This is a genomic window from Glutamicibacter nicotianae, assembly GCF_006539525.1.
Taxonomy (GTDB): domain Bacteria; phylum Actinomycetota; class Actinomycetes; order Actinomycetales; family Micrococcaceae; genus Glutamicibacter; species Glutamicibacter nicotianae.
On sequence record NZ_BJNE01000009.1, the window covers coordinates 18,448 to 32,321 of the forward strand.

The following is a 13,874-nucleotide window of genomic DNA, read 5'->3' on the forward strand; positions in this document are numbered from 1 at the left end:
CTTGTAATCGTGAGCTTTCCAAAAATTGGTGTGATTGGTGGCGGGCAGCTGGCCCGAATGATGGCCCCCGAGGCCTTGAACCTAGGTTTTGAACTGCATGTTCTCGCCGAAGGTCCGGATGTTTCGGCTGCGCGCTGCGTTCCCGACGCACCGGTAGGCGATTACAAGGACCTCGATACCCTGCGCGAATTCGCCAAGGGCAAGGACGTCGTCACCTTCGACCACGAGCACGTTCCCAATGAATTCCTGACCACCCTGATCAATGAGGGCGTGAACATCCAGCCGCGTCCGGCAGCGCTGATCCATGCCCAGGACAAGCTGGTCATGCGCGAGGCCATCGAGCGCCTCGGCCTGCCCAACCCTGCATGGGCCAAAGTCGACGACGTCGAGGCGCTGATCGCTTTCGGCGAGCAGACCGGCTGGCCCATTGTGCTCAAGACCCCGCGTGGCGGCTACGACGGCAAGGGCGTGCGCATGCTCGACGGCATCCAAGATGCCAAGGATTCCGCCGACTGGTTCGCCAACGGCCCGCTGCTGGCCGAAGACAAGGTTGACTTCTCCCGGGAGCTGTCCGCATTGGTGGCCCGCACCCCTTCGGGCGAGGCCAAGGCGTGGCCGGTGGTCCACACCATCCAGGTCGATGGGGTCTGCGACGAAGTGATCGCGCCCGCCCAGAACATCGACGAGGCTACTGCTGCCACCGCGGCCGAAGCCGCCCTGCGCATCGCCGAGGAATTCGGCGTCACCGGCGTCATGGCCGCCGAGCTCTTCGAAACCCCGGGCGTCGGCGCCGGCTTCGTGATCAACGAATTGGCCATGCGCCCGCACAACACCGGGCACTGGACCATGAACGGCTCGGTCACCAGCCAGTTCGAGCAGCACCTGCGTGCAGTGCTGGATCTGCCGCTGGGCGAAACCCGCGAGCTGGGTGTGACCGTCATGAAGAACTACCTCGGCGGCGCCAACCAGGACCTCTACTCCGCGTTCCAGGCCGCGCTGGCCGCCGGCCCGGAAGTCAAGGTGCACGCCTACGGCAAGTCCGTGCGACCGGGCCGCAAGATCGGCCACGTCAACGTCGTGGCAAACGCAGGGCAAAGCGTAGATGAACTTCGTTCGCAGGCGAACAAGGTGGCCGCGCTAATCCGCGACGGCGCCGGCACCGCCAACTAGCATTTATATTAATCAAGAGCCGCTGCCTGCCGGGCAGCGGCTCTTACTGAAGCACTGCAAGGACATATCTGATGACTCAAGCACCACTCGTCGGCCTCGTAATGGGTTCTGATTCCGATTGGCCGGTGATGCGCCTGGCCGCGCAGGCGCTGGCCGAATTCGGCATCCCCTTTGAAGCGGATGTCGTTTCGGCGCACCGCATGCCCGAGGAAATGATCGATTACGGCAAGAAGGCCCACGAACGCGGGCTGCGCGCAATCATCGCCGGCGCAGGCGGCGCAGCGCATCTTCCCGGCATGCTCGCAGCTGTTACACCGCTGCCAGTGATCGGAGTTCCAGTTCCACTGGCTAAACTAGATGGAATGGACTCCCTGCTCTCCATCGTCCAGATGCCTGCAGGAGTCCCCGTAGCAACTGTTTCCATTGGCGGAGCACGCAATGCCGGCCTGCTGGCCGTGCGCATGCTCGCAGCGGGAACCGATGAGCTAGCCGAGTCGTTACAGGTAAAGTTGCTTCAGTTTGCAGATTCGCTGCGCGAGCAGGCCCATGCCAAGGGCTCTGCTCTGCGCGCTGAAGTTGCCAACGAGAATTTCGCCTCCTAGGGAAAGTCCAAAAGTACATGGGTTCTGCCAGTCACCGCGCACCAAGTCCGTTGCGCCAGCCGGAGACCATCAGCTCTCCGCAGCGCAGCAAGCGTGCCCTGATCCTGGTCCTGCTGACCATCTTCTTCCCCGGCGGCGCCCAGCTGGTTGCCGGAAATCGCAAGCTCGGACGGATCGCGGTGTCCATCACTATGCTCTGCTGGGTGGCGGTGCTGGCGCTGGTGGCCCTGTACTTCATTGACCGCTCGATCCTGCTCGGCTGGGCGGCCCACCCGAACTTCCAGCTGTTCCTGATCATCGTGCTCGGCACGCTGGCGCTGGGCTGGCTGATCATGTTCATCAACACCCTGGTGATCATCCGGCCCAAGCTGCTGGCCCCGGGCATGCGTGCCATCGTCACCGTCTTCACCCTGGCAGCCGTGGTGGCCACCAGCGGCCTGTTCGTCTATGGCGCCTCGATGCTGAACACCGGACGCGAAACGATTCAGGCAGTTTTCGACGAGGGCCCGGCCTTCGATCCCATCGACGGCCGATACAACATCGCGGTGTTCGGCGCCGACTCCGGTGCCAACCGCGACGGCGTGCGCACCGACGTTGCGGCGCTGCTGTCCGTGGATGCCAAGACCGGCAAGAGCCTGCTGATCTCGGTACCGCGTAACTTCCAGAACGCACGCTTCGCACCTGGCTCCCCGATGGAGAAAATATGGCCGAACGGCTACAACTGCGGTGACGAGTGCATCTTCAATTCCATCTACCGCAACGCCGAAATGGAGCATGCCGATGCGTTCCCCGACTCGGTGAAGAACGTCGGCGCGCAGGCGGCCATGGACGCGCTGGAAGGCACCACCGGCCTTCCGGTCCAGGGCTACGTCATGGTCAACATGGCCGGCTTCGAGCAGTTCGTCGACGCCCTGGGTGGCGTCACCATCAACTCCGGCGGCTGGGTTCCGTACAACGGCAAGTACTACGAGAACAGCACCGTGCGCACCCACTGGTTTGCCCCGGGAACCCATGAATTCACCGGCAAGCAGGCCCTGTGGTTTGCCCGCTCGCGCGACTTCACCGATGACTACCACCGCATCAAGCGCCAGCAGTGCTTGCAACAGGCAATCATCAAGCAGTTCACCCCGCAGACGATCCTGACCAATTTCACCTCCATCATGTCCGCTGGCGAACAGCTGGTGGAAACCGACATTCCTGCCGGCCAGCTCGGTTCCTTCGTCTCCCTGGCCGAAAAGGTGTCCAAGGAGCCGATGGCACGCCTGACCCTCGGTGCCCCGGACTTCGAACGCAGCTTCTCCACCTACCCGGACTTCGACAAGCTGCAAGAGCGTATCCAGTCGCTGATCGCGAAGCAGAACGAACCGAAGAAGGAAAAGAAGGACAAGGCCGAGAAGAGCGAGGATTCCTCCAAGTCCTCGGCTCCGGAAGAAACCACCGAGGCCTCTGAAGAGACGTCGGAAACCACCGACGTGAACAATGCTCCGAAGCTCTCCAACAAGGAAGAGCAGGAATTCACCCAGCCAGATGGCAGCCCGATCACCGAACAATACTTGGTGAATCTGGAAATGGCTGGCTACCGCACGTTGATCTCGGAGATCGCGGCAAACAACGACGAATGCTCGGTTCCATAAACGGTTAAGACCCCCCGACCGCCATGCGACCCATTTACCGCTCTTGAAAGGCTATGGTCAAAAGACGTGTTCGAGTTGAAAAACGCGATTAGGGACTACCACTGGGGATCTGCTTCGCAGATTTCCGATCTGCTGGATCTGCCTGCGGAAACCGCCCCGCAGGCCGAAATGTGGCTCGGCGCCCACCCCGGGTGCCCGAGCCGGCTCTCCGATGACGGCACCGCGCTCAACGATTTCATTGCCCAGGACCCGGAGCGCATTTTGGGTTCGGCGGTTGCCGAGCGCTTCGGACGCCTGCCGTACCTGTTCAAGGTGCTCTCGGCGACGCAGCCGCTGTCGATCCAGACGCACCCGACGCTGCAGCAGGCGCAGGAACGCTTCGCCCAGGAAAATGCCCAGGGCAAGCCGTTGGATGCCGCCGACCGCAACTACCGCGATGACAACCACAAGCCGGAAATGCTGTTCGCCTTGACCGACTTCGTGGCGCTCTCCGGGTTCCGCCAGCCAGCGCAGATTGCCGAGGACCTGCAGCTGCTGGCAGCGCACCTGCCGGACTCGGCCCAGGCCCCTGTCAGCCAGCTCGTCGGCCTGCTGCAGGGCAGCGATCCGCTGGCCGCGATTTTCAAGCATGTGCTGACCGCCGGGGACGAAATCTCCCAGCTGGTACGCCAGATCAGCGATGCAGTGGCGGCCAGCGGCGAGCTGCAGCGCAACGTGCATTTCGCCGAACTGGTGTCGATCAGCAAGATCTATCCGGGCGATCCAGGGGTCCTGGTGGCGTTGCTGCTGAACCTGATCTTCCTCGAACCGGGCCAGGCCATCAGCCTGGGTGCGGGCAACGTCCACGCCTACCTGCGCGGTTTGGGCATCGAGGTCATGGCCAATTCGGACAATGTGCTGCGCGGCGGGCTGACCAGCAAGCATATTGATGTTCCCGAACTGCTCGATGTCACCATCGCCCAGCCCTCCCCTGCCCCGTTACTGGAGCCGGTGGCGCTGGATACCCACGACCGGCTGTACAAGCCGGACTTCGAAGAGTTCCAGCTGCAGGTTCTCGATCCCACCGAACCCGGCCTGGCCGCCGACCTGCAGTTGCACGGTGCCGCCGTCCTGCTGTGCACTGCCGGCGAGTTCCTGGTGGCCACCCGCGAAGGCGAGCATCACATCAGCCGCGGGCAGTCGCTGTTCCTCAGCGCGGCCGAGCTACCGGCCACCGCCACGCTGCAGGGCATCGTGCCGGGCCAGCTCTTCGCCGCCAGCGCCCAGATCGACTAGCCGCGCTGCCGCAAAACCCCGAAACGAAAACTGCGAGCCATGGACTTGTTTCAAGTCCATGGCTCGCAGTTTTGCAAGCAGCTAGCGGGTGTACGCTTCCCACTTGTCCTGGTGGTGCTCGCCATCGACGAAGCGGATGGTGCCGGACTTGGCACGCATCACGATCGACTGGGTGTGGATGCGGCTGTTCTTGTAGCGCACCCCGCGCAGCAGATCGCCATCGGTGATACCGGTCGCCGCGAAGTAGCAGTTGTCCGAGGTCACCAGGTCGTTGGTGGTCAGCACGCGGTCCAGCTCGTGGCCTGCGTCGATGGCCTTCTGCTTCTCATCGTCGTCGGTTGGCCACAGGCGGCCCTGGATCACGCCGCCCAATGCCTTGATGGCGCAGGCGGTCACGATGCCCTCGGGGGTGCCGCCGATACCCATCAGCGCGTCAACGCCGGTGCCTTCGCGGGTTGCGGCAATGGCGCCGGCAACGTCGCCGTCCATGATCAGCTTGGTGCGCGCACCAGCCGCGCGGATCTCTTCGATCAACCCGGCGTGGCGTGGGCGGTCAAGGATGGTCACGGTCACTTGGCTGATCTTCTTGCCCTTGGCCTTGGCGATCAGGTGCAGGTTCTGCTTCACCGGCAGGCGGAGGTCGACAAGCTCGGCTGCCTCTGGCCCGGTGACCAGCTTCTCCATGTAGAACACTGCCGAAGGGTCGAACATCGAACCGCGGTCGGCAACAGCCAGCACGGACAGGGCGTTGTTCAGGCCCAGGGCGGTGAGCCGGGTTCCGTCAATCGGGTCAACTGCGACGTCGCACTCGGCGCCGGTTCCATTGCCAACCTGTTCGCCGTTGAACAGCATCGGAGCTTCGTCTTTTTCGCCTTCGCCAATCACGACAACGCCATTGAAGTTCACGGTGGACAGCAGGCCGCGCATGGCGTCGACTGCGGCACCGTCTGCGGCGTTCTTGTCACCGAAACCAACCCATGGCGAGGAAGCGATGGCTGCCGCTTCGGTTGCGCGCACCAGCTCCAGTGCCAGGTTGCGGTCCGGCTCCGCGTCGGAAACCGACAGTCGCGGAGAAAGGTGGGCAAAATTGTTCTTTTCGGTCACGAAAGATCCCATCACTGAGTCGTAGTCATTGCGCCTATGCAAACAAGGCCATTCTATCCCCTAGGGTTTTCCCTTTACAGTTCGTGTCGGGCGCGCCTGATCATCGGTGGACGTGCGATTGGGCACTCCAGTTCGAATTACACAGAATCTTCGGGGAGAATGGAAGGCGTGGAACCTGAGAACAACACCGAGAACAACGCCCAGGCAGCCGCCAATGCGGCAAGCGGTACGCAGATGCCTGCCACGGCTCGTCGAAGCCTCGACGATCCCAACGCCACCTTCGAGGACCTGCCGTTCAAGCCGCAGCTGACCGAGAAGCAGGCCAAGCGCGCGAACCAGACCTTCAAGGGCATGGTGCTGTCCATCGGTTTCACTATTGCCATCCTCATTCCGGTGCTCATGCTCAACCCTGCGCCCAAGGACGACGCGTTTGAAAGCGACGTCAACCTGCAGGCCACCGCAGAACAGACGGAGAAGATTTCAGGCTTTGAGATCTTCGCCCCGGAATTGGGCGAGAAGGAATATGCGAACTTCGCCCGCTGGCAGGCTAATACCGCACAGGGCGTCCCCTATTGGGAATGCGGACTGGTCTTCGAGAACAAGGACTTCGTGTGGGTTCGCCAAGCCGCTGAAGCCAACCCGACCTGGATTGCCCTGATCACCGATGCGGCGGTGCCAACCGAGACCCGCACCATCGGCGGAGCCCAGTGGGAAGTGCGCACCAAGGACCAGGGCACCTACCTGATCTCCGAGTTCAAGGACTCCACCGTAGTGCTGTCCAGCGACACCTCTGACGTGCAGCTGAACGTTGTTGCTGAACAGGTTGCCAGCGAACTGGGTTAAGTCACGTTAACGGGGATAGCCAGTCACATATTCGATATTCGAATACATTCCCGTAGAATCTGAGTCATGCACCCAGAATCAATAAAACCATCCATGACTCCTCAAGAGGCGTGGGAAAAGCTCAGCGCAGGAAATTTCCGTTTCGTCAATGACGATACCCAGCACCCTAACCAGGACAGTGCACGACGCGAGAAGCTGATTTCCGGCCAGGAACCCTTCGCTGTCATCTTCGGCTGCTCGGATTCCCGGCTTGCCGCTGAGATCATTTTCGACGTGGGATTGGGTGACATGTTCGTGGTGCGTACCGCGGGCCACGTCCTGGACCCGGCTAGCCTCGGTTCGCTGGAATTCGCCGTCGACATCCTCAACGTCCCATTGATCGTAATCCTCGGGCACAACTCATGCGGTGCGGTCACCAGCGCCATCAAGGTCAAGGAATCGGGCAACATGCCCAAGGGCTTCGTGCGCGACCTCGTTGAGCACATCACCCCATCGGTCCAGGCCGCCGAGCGCAAGGGCATCACCGACGTGAACGGCACCGTCGTCGAGCACGTCAAGCAGACCACCGACCGCCTCGTCGATTTGTCCAGCATCATTGCGCTGGCTATCGAAGAAGGCCGGACCGCAGTCGCGGGCGTGTCCTACCACCTGCACGATGGCCGTGCCCAGCTGGTCTCCAGCCTGGGTCTCGACTAAGAACTCGAAGTTCTCGGGAAAAGCCTTGTAAAACGGCTTTTATTCCCATTTCGGCGAAGCGTCACTGTTGGTTGTGATGTTTACGTCAGAGCCCTGTCCTTTGATTGCGGTTCGGGCGTACTCTGGGCTCATGACTAACAGTGACGATTTCCGCATCGAACATGACACCATGGGCGAAGTCCGGGTTCCCGCTCAGGCCCTGTACCGCGCGCAAACCCAGCGCGCCGTCGAAAATTTCCCGATCTCGGGCAAGACCCTGGAATCCTCGCATATCAAGGCCCTGGCCCAGGTCAAGAAAGCCGCCGCCCAAGCCAATCTGGCGCTGGGGGTGCTGGATGAAGAACGCGCCACCGCCATCGTGGCCGCGGCCGATCAGGTCGCTACCGGCCAATACGATGAGCACTTCCCGATCGACGTGTTCCAGACCGGATCCGGAACCAGCTCGAACATGAACACCAATGAGGTGCTCGCCGAACTGGCAACCCGTGCCCTGGAAGCCAAGGGCAGCGGCACCGAGGTCCACCCGAACGACCACGTGAACGCGTCGCAGTCCTCCAACGACGTCTTCCCCACCTCCGTGCACGTTGCCGTCACCGGAGCGCTGATCAACGACCTGGTCCCGGCGTTGGGCACCCTGGCTTCCGCACTCGAAGCGAAGTCTGCCGAGTTCAAGGATGTAGTCAAATCGGGCCGCACCCACCTGATGGATGCCACCCCGGTCACCCTTGGCCAGGAATTCGGCGGCTATGCAGCACAGGTCCGCTACGGCATTGAACGCATCGAAGCCGCGCTGCCGCGAGTTGCCGAAGTTCCCTTGGGCGGCACCGCAGTAGGCACCGGCATCAACACCCCGGATGGCTTCCCCCAGCGGGTCATCGAATTCCTCCGCGAAGACACCGGGCTGCCCATCACCGAGGCGCGCAACCACTTCGAAGCCCAAGCCAACCGCGATGGCCTGGTCGAGGCATCGGCTGCTTTGCGCACCATCGCGATCTCGTTGATCAAGATCGCCAACGACCTGCGCTGGATGGGCTCCGGCCCGAATACCGGATTGGGCGAAATCGCGATCCCAGACCTGCAGCCCGGTTCCTCCATCATGCCCGGCAAGGTCAACCCGGTCATCTCGGAGGCAACCATCCAGGTGGCAGCCCAGGTCATCGGCAACGACACGGCCATCGCCTGGGCCGGGACCAACGGAGCCTTCGAGCTGAACGTGGGCATCCCGGTCATGGCCTCGAACCTGCTCGAATCCATTCGCCTGCTCTCCAACACCTCGACGGTGATGGCTGAGAAGATGATCGACGGCATCAAGGCCAATGTGGAACGCGCGCGCTTCCTGGCCGAGGCTTCCCCATCGATTGTCACCCCGCTGAACAAGCTCATCGGCTACGAGAATGCCGCCAAGATCGCCAAGAAGGCTGTGGCCGAGGGTCTGACCGTCCGCGAGGCAACCATCGCTCTGGGCTTCGTCGAGCGCGGCGAAGTCACCGAGGAGCAGCTCGATGAGCTGCTGGATGTTTCCACCATGGTGGGCAAGCACTAGCACCGAGCTATTCCAAGCTCAGCTACCGCGGACAGTTGCCGGCAACTGGCCGCGGTAGCTTGCTTAATCAGTTGGGGCACAGCTAAATGAGCCGACGTGGGGTGCCTCCAGCGAACTAGCCCAGTTCAATCCAATAGCGTCGCAGGTCCTCCCGGGAGCCGAAGCGAGGACCGATTTCGGAAACCGGAGCGATGCTTTCGAGGACTCCTCCGCAAGCTTCAATAGTTCTCGCCGAAGCAATATTGGAGTCGTTGCACGTGAGCATGACTCGTGGCAGGCCCAGGTTGCGCGCCTGTTCCAAGGATCCGGCGAGCGCGATTCTGGCCAGGCGGTTTCCGCGGGCGCTCGGGCGTATTCCATAGCCGATGTGCCCGCCAACTTCGCGGAGGAAATCATTGCCCAGCTCATGACGCAAGCTGGCTGCACCCAAGTATTCATCGCCATGCACTAGCCACAGTGTGCTTTGCGCGACGAAACCTTCTGGTGGCGTGAAGTCCGGCGTTTCCAGATCCTTGAGCAGCTGGACCCATTGAGCGAAGTCGTCCGCGTTGTGCAGATCCCAGCCGTATTTGGCAGCGAAGAAGACCGAGGCGCCGTCTTGATCCGTTCCCGCCCATTCAGCAGTGCTCCGTATGAAAGAAGCGTGGAGTGAGGCAGTTGGTTCAATCAGTTCAATCCCGGTCATGGAGCAAGCCTATGCTCATGCCATCGGCAAGTGATTGCAGGACTCATCAGCTGGCGAAGTATCCGCCGGGCCGCGGGGACAGGGCCCACTGCACAGCCCGTTCGTGCAGCGGCGGGAGCTCTGGCCGATCAGCTAGCTCGAAATATCCCACTTCCAGGTTCTCGTCGTCATTGACCTTCGCATCGCCAGACACATGGCGGGCCTTGAAGACCACGTCGAGGTATCGGGCGTGATCCCCATTGGGATAGACCGTTGGCGCGGTCACCCCGACACCCAATAGGTCCGTGATTTCGCATTCAACGCCGGTCTCTTCCAGGACTTCGCGATGCGCAGTGTGCGATGGTTCTTCGCCAGGGTCGATAATCCCTGCCGGCAGGGTCCATTGCCCATTGTCGGCACGGCGCACCAGCAGCACTCGGCTGTCCTGGAAGACAACGACTTTCACCCCGGAGAGCCACAGCGGTTCATGTCCGATACGTTGCCGAAGATGGGTGATGAATTCAGGAGTTGCCATGATTTCATCGTGCCACAAGCAGTACGGCCAATGCTCCAACCAGCATGAAAGGGCCGAAAGGGACCGCCGATTTCAGTGTCAATTTCCGCACTGCCATTCCCCCGATCACCCAGCAGGTCGCCAGCACGAAGGTGAGCACGGTTGCGAAGAACAAGCTGGGCACAGAATAGTAGCCCAGGTTCATTCCCAGCACTCCGGCCAGCTTCACATCTCCCATGCCCATGGCGCCCGCGGAGATCAGCGTAATGATCAGATATCCTCCGCCCAGCAGCAGCAACCCCAGCAGGCCCATGAGCACGCCATGAGCATCAAAACGGAGGGTGCCCAGCAACACGATCACCACGGCGCTGGCGGCCAGCCAGTACGCGATAAGCCGATTGGGCAGGCGATGGGTTGCGATGTCTTCCTTCGCCAGGAGGAACCCGAAGCCGGCAAAGCAGGCCAGCTGGATAACGACTGCTGCCGCGACCGCCGGGCCTTCCTGGGCCACGTTCCAAATTTCTGACATGTGTAGAGCATAGGCATGTCCACGCCTGTACGGCAGAGGGGTATTCCCCTTGTGAATAATTCTGCCGCTTCTACAATTAGTGTATGGACGTTCCAGCAGTTCCACTTCTTTTCCCCGGGCAGTCTGCCCCTGAATCCGCTGCCCGGCGCCGTTTCCGCGCCCTGGCCCGTTCAGCCCCTTGGCTGAGCACCTCGTTGCAGTTCCAGGTCCAGGTCCCGGGCGAGTACGCCAAGCCGGAAGATGGCCTGGAAGGAACGCTGACCGCCATCATCCGCCAGCGCGAAGCCATTGCCGTGCGTTCGGCAGATGGGCAGCTGGTGTACCAGCAGGAGAAGTTCACCGCGGACCGCAGCCGCGGCTATGTCGCTGCCACGAATTCCTCTTGGAAGCTGCCTGCCTCGCTGACCTCCCCGGTGTACACCTCGGACCAGTTGATATTGCGCCGTCCAGATATTTCCGGCTTCAACGGGCTGCTGCCACTGGAGCATTGGGAATCGATGCTCGATCCCGTGGAGCTTGCCGGAACCGAGCCCGCCTCGCATGATCTGGCATTCGACCACCCCACCTACATCCACGAGCTGGCCGAGATCACTCACGACGGCCGGCCAGCGCTGGCCGCCGTCCTCACCGCGGGGCATACCTACCAGCCCACGCTGGCCAGCGCTCCCCTGGTTCCCGAAGGCGCTCGGACCCTCCTGGTCCTGGATCTGGCAACCGGCGTCTGCCTGAGCCGCCGGGTGCTGGCCGCCTCAACCGGGGTGCCGCCGGCCCCGGAACTCTCGCTCCAGGTTCTCGCGCACAACGAGTACTACATCGATTCGCTGTTCACGGCCCCAGCTCCCACGCTGACCGATGTCCGGGCACCGATTCCGTGGGAGCTGCGCAGCGAACGCCGGTCCTAGGCCAGTGTCGGAGTATCCAGCAGGTTGGTGACCAGCGCGGCGATGGCAGAGCGTTCGGATCGGGTCAGGGTCACATGCCCGAAGAGCGCGTGCCCCTTGAGCTGTTCCACCACCGCGGCGACGCCGTCGTAGCGGCCCACATGCAGGTTGTCGCGCTGCGCCACGTCATGGGTGAGCACCACCTTGGAATTCTGCCCGATGCGCGAGAGCACCGTGAGCAGCACATTGCGTTCCAGGGACTGGGCTTCGTCGACGATGACGTAGGAATCATGCAGCGAACGCCCGCGGATGTGGGTCAGCGGCAGCACTTCCAGCATCCCGCGTTCCACCACTTCATCGATGGCGTTCTTCGACACGATCGACCCGAGGGTATCGAAGACCGCCTGGGCCCACGGTCCCATTTTCTCCCCTTCGGATCCGGGCAGGTAGCCCAATTCCTGGCCGCCGACAGCGTACAGGGGACGGAACACGGTGATCTTCCGGTGCTCCCTGCGTTCGAGCACCGCTTCCATGCCGGCGCACAGCGCCAACGCGGACTTGCCGGTGCCGGCGTTGCCGCCCAGCGACACGATGCCCACGGAAGGGTCCATCAGCAGGTCCAGGGCGATGCGCTGCTCCGCGCTGCGGCCGTGCAGTCCGAAGGCCTGCTGGTCTCCGCGCACCAGCTTCACGGTATTCGCATCCACCTTGCGGCCCAGGGCGCTTCCGCGCGGTGAGGTGATCACGAAGCCGGTGTTGATCGGTTCATCGGCTGCCGCAGGGTGGTTCAGCAGCTGCTCATGCTCGTAGAGCTTGGCCATGGTCTCTTCGTCCAGTTCCAGCTGCTGGATGCCGCTCCACCCGGTTGAGGCGATCAGCTCATTGCGGTACACCTCGGCAAGGATCCCCATGGCCGAGGCCTTGATGCGCATCGGCAGATCCTTGGTCACCAGGGCAACGTCGAGGCCTTCATCCAGCAGGTGCTTGGCGACAGCCAGGATGCGTGAATCGTTATCGCCTGAGCGCATGCCCACCGGGAGGACCTCTGGGGCAATATTATTCAATTCGATGCGCAGCGTTCCACCGGTCTTGGACACCGGTACCGCCTGGGCCAGCCCGCCATGGCTGGCGATCAAGTCATCAAGCAGCCGCAAGGCCTGGCGTGCGAAGAAACCCAGATCCGGGTCCTTGCGCTTGTGTTCCAGCTCGGTGACTACGGTCAGCGGAATCACGACATGGTGCTCATCGAAGTGGAACATGGCTTTCGGATCGGAAAGCAAGACCGACGTATCAATGACGTAGGTTCGTACACCCTGTTCGGCAGTTCGTGTCATGGCAGCGCACCCATTCTCGAATCCGGCGTGGGGACTCTCCCCACGCGTCAGTGGGGAATCCCGGCACCGGATGCCCAAGGCGATTCCGGATAGCAATCCGGCTGGCGCTGCATTTGGTCATCTAGTGTGGAACCCTTCGCTCAGCTGGGACTTGATGCCCCGGCCTTATGATCACCTTAGACCCCGAAACGCCACCAAGAGACGACGCACACACTACGTTCAGGTAACGATTAGTTGAACAGCCGAGCCTGGCGCAACGCGCTCGGCTCAGGTTCCGAAGCGGCGCTGGCGGTCAGCGAAGTCGCGCAGAGCGCGCAGGAAGTCAACGCGGCGGAAATCCGGCCACAGCGCCTCGCAGAAGTAGAACTCCGAGTAGGCGCTTTGCCAGGTCAGGAAGCCGGACAGGCGCTGCTCGCCGCTGGTGCGGATCACCAGGTCCGGATCCGGCTGGCCCTTGGTGTAGAGTGCCGATTCGATGTCTTCGGTAGACAGGCCCTCGGCTAGCTCCTCGATCGTGCGCCCATCCTCGGCGGCCTTGCACAGCAACGCCTTGAACGCATCGAGGATCTCGCGGCGCCCGCCGTAGCCGATGGCCACGTTCACATGGACGCCGGTGCGGTTGGCAGTCACGGTTTCCAGGGCGGCGAGCTTCTGCGCCAAGTCCTCAGGCAGCAGGTCCTTCGCTCCCACCTGCTGGACCTTGACCCGGTTGGTCTCGCCCAGCCGGTCCAGGGTCGAGCCGATGACCTCCAGCAGGTCGCGCAGCTCGCCGGCTTCCCGGTTGAGGTTGTCGGTGGAGAGCATGTACAAGGTGACCATCTGGATATCCAGGTCCTCGCACCAGTCGAGGAATTCCAGGATCTTGTCGGCACCGGCCTGGTGGCCCGCAACGGTCGGGGTGCCGGCCAGCTTGGCCCACCGGCGGTTGCCGTCGACCATCACGCCAATATGGTGCGGAAGCTTGTCGGCTGGAAGGGACTTCGCCAAGCGCCGTTCGTAGTAACGGTACGCAAGGTTCGGTAGCTGCACCTTGTCCCTTCCTTTCGGTAAATTCCAAAACTCTAGGTTCTAAATCTACCGCTATT

14 protein-coding genes are annotated in these 13,874 nt (G+C 62.2%); 8 read left to right on the plus strand and 6 right to left on the minus strand.

Annotated features, from left to right (window positions below):
• The first annotated feature begins 9 nt into the window (after nt 1–9).
• The 4 genes from ANI01nite_RS11080 (at nt 10) to manA (ending at nt 4,681) form a co-directional block, all read left to right on the plus strand.
• Nucleotides 10–1,170 carry a 5-(carboxyamino)imidazole ribonucleotide synthase gene (locus ANI01nite_RS11080; RefSeq protein WP_141358006.1) on the plus strand — a complete coding sequence of 387 codons (1,161 nt, stop codon included), beginning with the start codon at nt 10–12 and terminating at the stop codon, nt 1,168–1,170.
• A gap of 71 nt (nt 1,171–1,241) precedes the next feature.
• On the plus strand, nt 1,242–1,772 hold the full coding sequence (gene purE, locus ANI01nite_RS11085; RefSeq protein ID WP_141358008.1) for a 5-(carboxyamino)imidazole ribonucleotide mutase: 531 nt from the start codon (nt 1,242–1,244) through the stop codon (nt 1,770–1,772).
• 17 nt (nt 1,773–1,789) lie between these two features.
• Complete coding sequence (locus ANI01nite_RS11090; protein ID WP_141358010.1) at nt 1,790–3,406, plus strand: LCP family glycopolymer transferase; 1,617 nt, start codon at nt 1,790–1,792, stop codon at nt 3,404–3,406.
• A 66-nt stretch (nt 3,407–3,472) separates the two neighbouring features.
• Nucleotides 3,473–4,681, plus strand: a complete 1,209-nt coding sequence (gene manA / locus ANI01nite_RS11095) for a mannose-6-phosphate isomerase, class I (RefSeq protein ID WP_141358012.1) — start codon at nt 3,473–3,475, stop codon at nt 4,679–4,681.
• Between the two features lie 81 nt (nt 4,682–4,762).
• Here manA and glpX read toward each other — a convergent pair whose 3' ends face one another.
• On the minus strand, nt 4,763–5,797 hold the full coding sequence (gene glpX / locus ANI01nite_RS11100) for a class II fructose-bisphosphatase (protein ID WP_038989890.1): 1,035 nt from the start codon (nt 5,795–5,797) through the stop codon (nt 4,763–4,765).
• Between the two features lie 156 nt (nt 5,798–5,953).
• Between glpX and ANI01nite_RS11105 the strand changes: the two genes are divergently transcribed.
• The 3 genes from ANI01nite_RS11105 (at nt 5,954) to ANI01nite_RS11115 (ending at nt 8,867) form a co-directional block, all read left to right on the plus strand.
• A complete protein-coding gene (locus tag ANI01nite_RS11105; protein WP_170214631.1) occupies nt 5,954–6,628 on the plus strand; it encodes a DUF4245 domain-containing protein in 675 nt (224 codons plus the stop codon).
• A gap of 81 nt (nt 6,629–6,709) precedes the next feature.
• Nucleotides 6,710–7,324 carry a carbonic anhydrase gene (locus tag ANI01nite_RS11110; RefSeq protein WP_100339307.1) on the plus strand — a complete coding sequence of 205 codons (615 nt, stop codon included), beginning with the start codon at nt 6,710–6,712 and terminating at the stop codon, nt 7,322–7,324.
• Between the two features lie 130 nt (nt 7,325–7,454).
• On the plus strand, nt 7,455–8,867 hold the full coding sequence (locus tag ANI01nite_RS11115) for a class II fumarate hydratase (RefSeq protein WP_141358016.1): 1,413 nt from the start codon (nt 7,455–7,457) through the stop codon (nt 8,865–8,867).
• A 115-nt stretch (nt 8,868–8,982) separates the two neighbouring features.
• On the opposite strand, the gene ANI01nite_RS11120 is transcribed toward ANI01nite_RS11115, so the two are convergent.
• From ANI01nite_RS11120 to ANI01nite_RS11130, 3 genes are read right to left on the minus strand one after another with little or no spacing between them, the layout of a single operon-like run.
• Complete coding sequence (locus tag ANI01nite_RS11120) at nt 8,983–9,552, minus strand: GNAT family N-acetyltransferase (RefSeq protein WP_141358018.1); 570 nt, start codon at nt 9,550–9,552, stop codon at nt 8,983–8,985.
• Between the two features lie 46 nt (nt 9,553–9,598).
• Nucleotides 9,599–10,066, minus strand: a complete 468-nt coding sequence (locus tag ANI01nite_RS11125) for an NUDIX hydrolase (protein ID WP_141358020.1) — start codon at nt 10,064–10,066, stop codon at nt 9,599–9,601.
• Nucleotides 10,067–10,070: 4 nt separating this feature from the next.
• Complete coding sequence (locus ANI01nite_RS11130; protein ID WP_141358022.1) at nt 10,071–10,574, minus strand: prepilin peptidase; 504 nt, start codon at nt 10,572–10,574, stop codon at nt 10,071–10,073.
• A gap of 83 nt (nt 10,575–10,657) precedes the next feature.
• Between ANI01nite_RS11130 and ANI01nite_RS11135 the strand changes: the two genes are divergently transcribed.
• Nucleotides 10,658–11,476, plus strand: a complete 819-nt coding sequence (locus tag ANI01nite_RS11135) for a hypothetical protein (RefSeq protein WP_141358024.1) — start codon at nt 10,658–10,660, stop codon at nt 11,474–11,476.
• Here the strand turns inward: ANI01nite_RS11135 and phoH2 are convergent.
• Nucleotides 11,473–12,789, minus strand: coding sequence for an RNA 5'-3' helicase PhoH2 (gene phoH2 / locus ANI01nite_RS11140; RefSeq protein ID WP_141358026.1), 1,317 nt, complete (start codon nt 12,787–12,789; stop codon nt 11,473–11,475). The genes ANI01nite_RS11135 and phoH2 overlap by 4 nt on opposite strands.
• A 267-nt stretch (nt 12,790–13,056) precedes the next feature.
• Nucleotides 13,057–13,818, minus strand: a complete 762-nt coding sequence (locus ANI01nite_RS11145; RefSeq protein WP_141358028.1) for an isoprenyl transferase — start codon at nt 13,816–13,818, stop codon at nt 13,057–13,059.
• Nucleotides 13,819–13,874 lie beyond the last annotated feature (56 nt).

What these genes read in the sequence shown, in the direction of transcription:
- ANI01nite_RS11135 (WP_141358024.1), top strand. Translation starts at nt 10,658, where the DNA reads ATGGACGTTCCAGCAGTTCCACTTCTTTTCCCCGGGCAGTCTGCCCCT.
- ANI01nite_RS11130 (WP_141358022.1), bottom strand. Translation starts at nt 10,574, where the DNA reads ATGTCAGAAATTTGGAACGTGGCCCAGGAAGGCCCGGCGGTCGCGGCA.
- ANI01nite_RS11090 (WP_141358010.1), top strand. Translation starts at nt 1,790, where the DNA reads ATGGGTTCTGCCAGTCACCGCGCACCAAGTCCGTTGCGCCAGCCGGAG.
- purE (WP_141358008.1), top strand. Translation starts at nt 1,242, where the DNA reads ATGACTCAAGCACCACTCGTCGGCCTCGTAATGGGTTCTGATTCCGAT.
- ANI01nite_RS11120 (WP_141358018.1), bottom strand. Translation starts at nt 9,552, where the DNA reads ATGACCGGGATTGAACTGATTGAACCAACTGCCTCACTCCACGCTTCT.
- ANI01nite_RS11115 (WP_141358016.1), top strand. Translation starts at nt 7,455, where the DNA reads ATGACTAACAGTGACGATTTCCGCATCGAACATGACACCATGGGCGAA.
- glpX (WP_038989890.1), bottom strand. Translation starts at nt 5,797, where the DNA reads ATGGGATCTTTCGTGACCGAAAAGAACAATTTTGCCCACCTTTCTCCG.
- ANI01nite_RS11125 (WP_141358020.1), bottom strand. Translation starts at nt 10,066, where the DNA reads ATGGCAACTCCTGAATTCATCACCCATCTTCGGCAACGTATCGGACAT.
- phoH2 (WP_141358026.1), bottom strand. Translation starts at nt 12,789, where the DNA reads ATGACACGAACTGCCGAACAGGGTGTACGAACCTACGTCATTGATACG.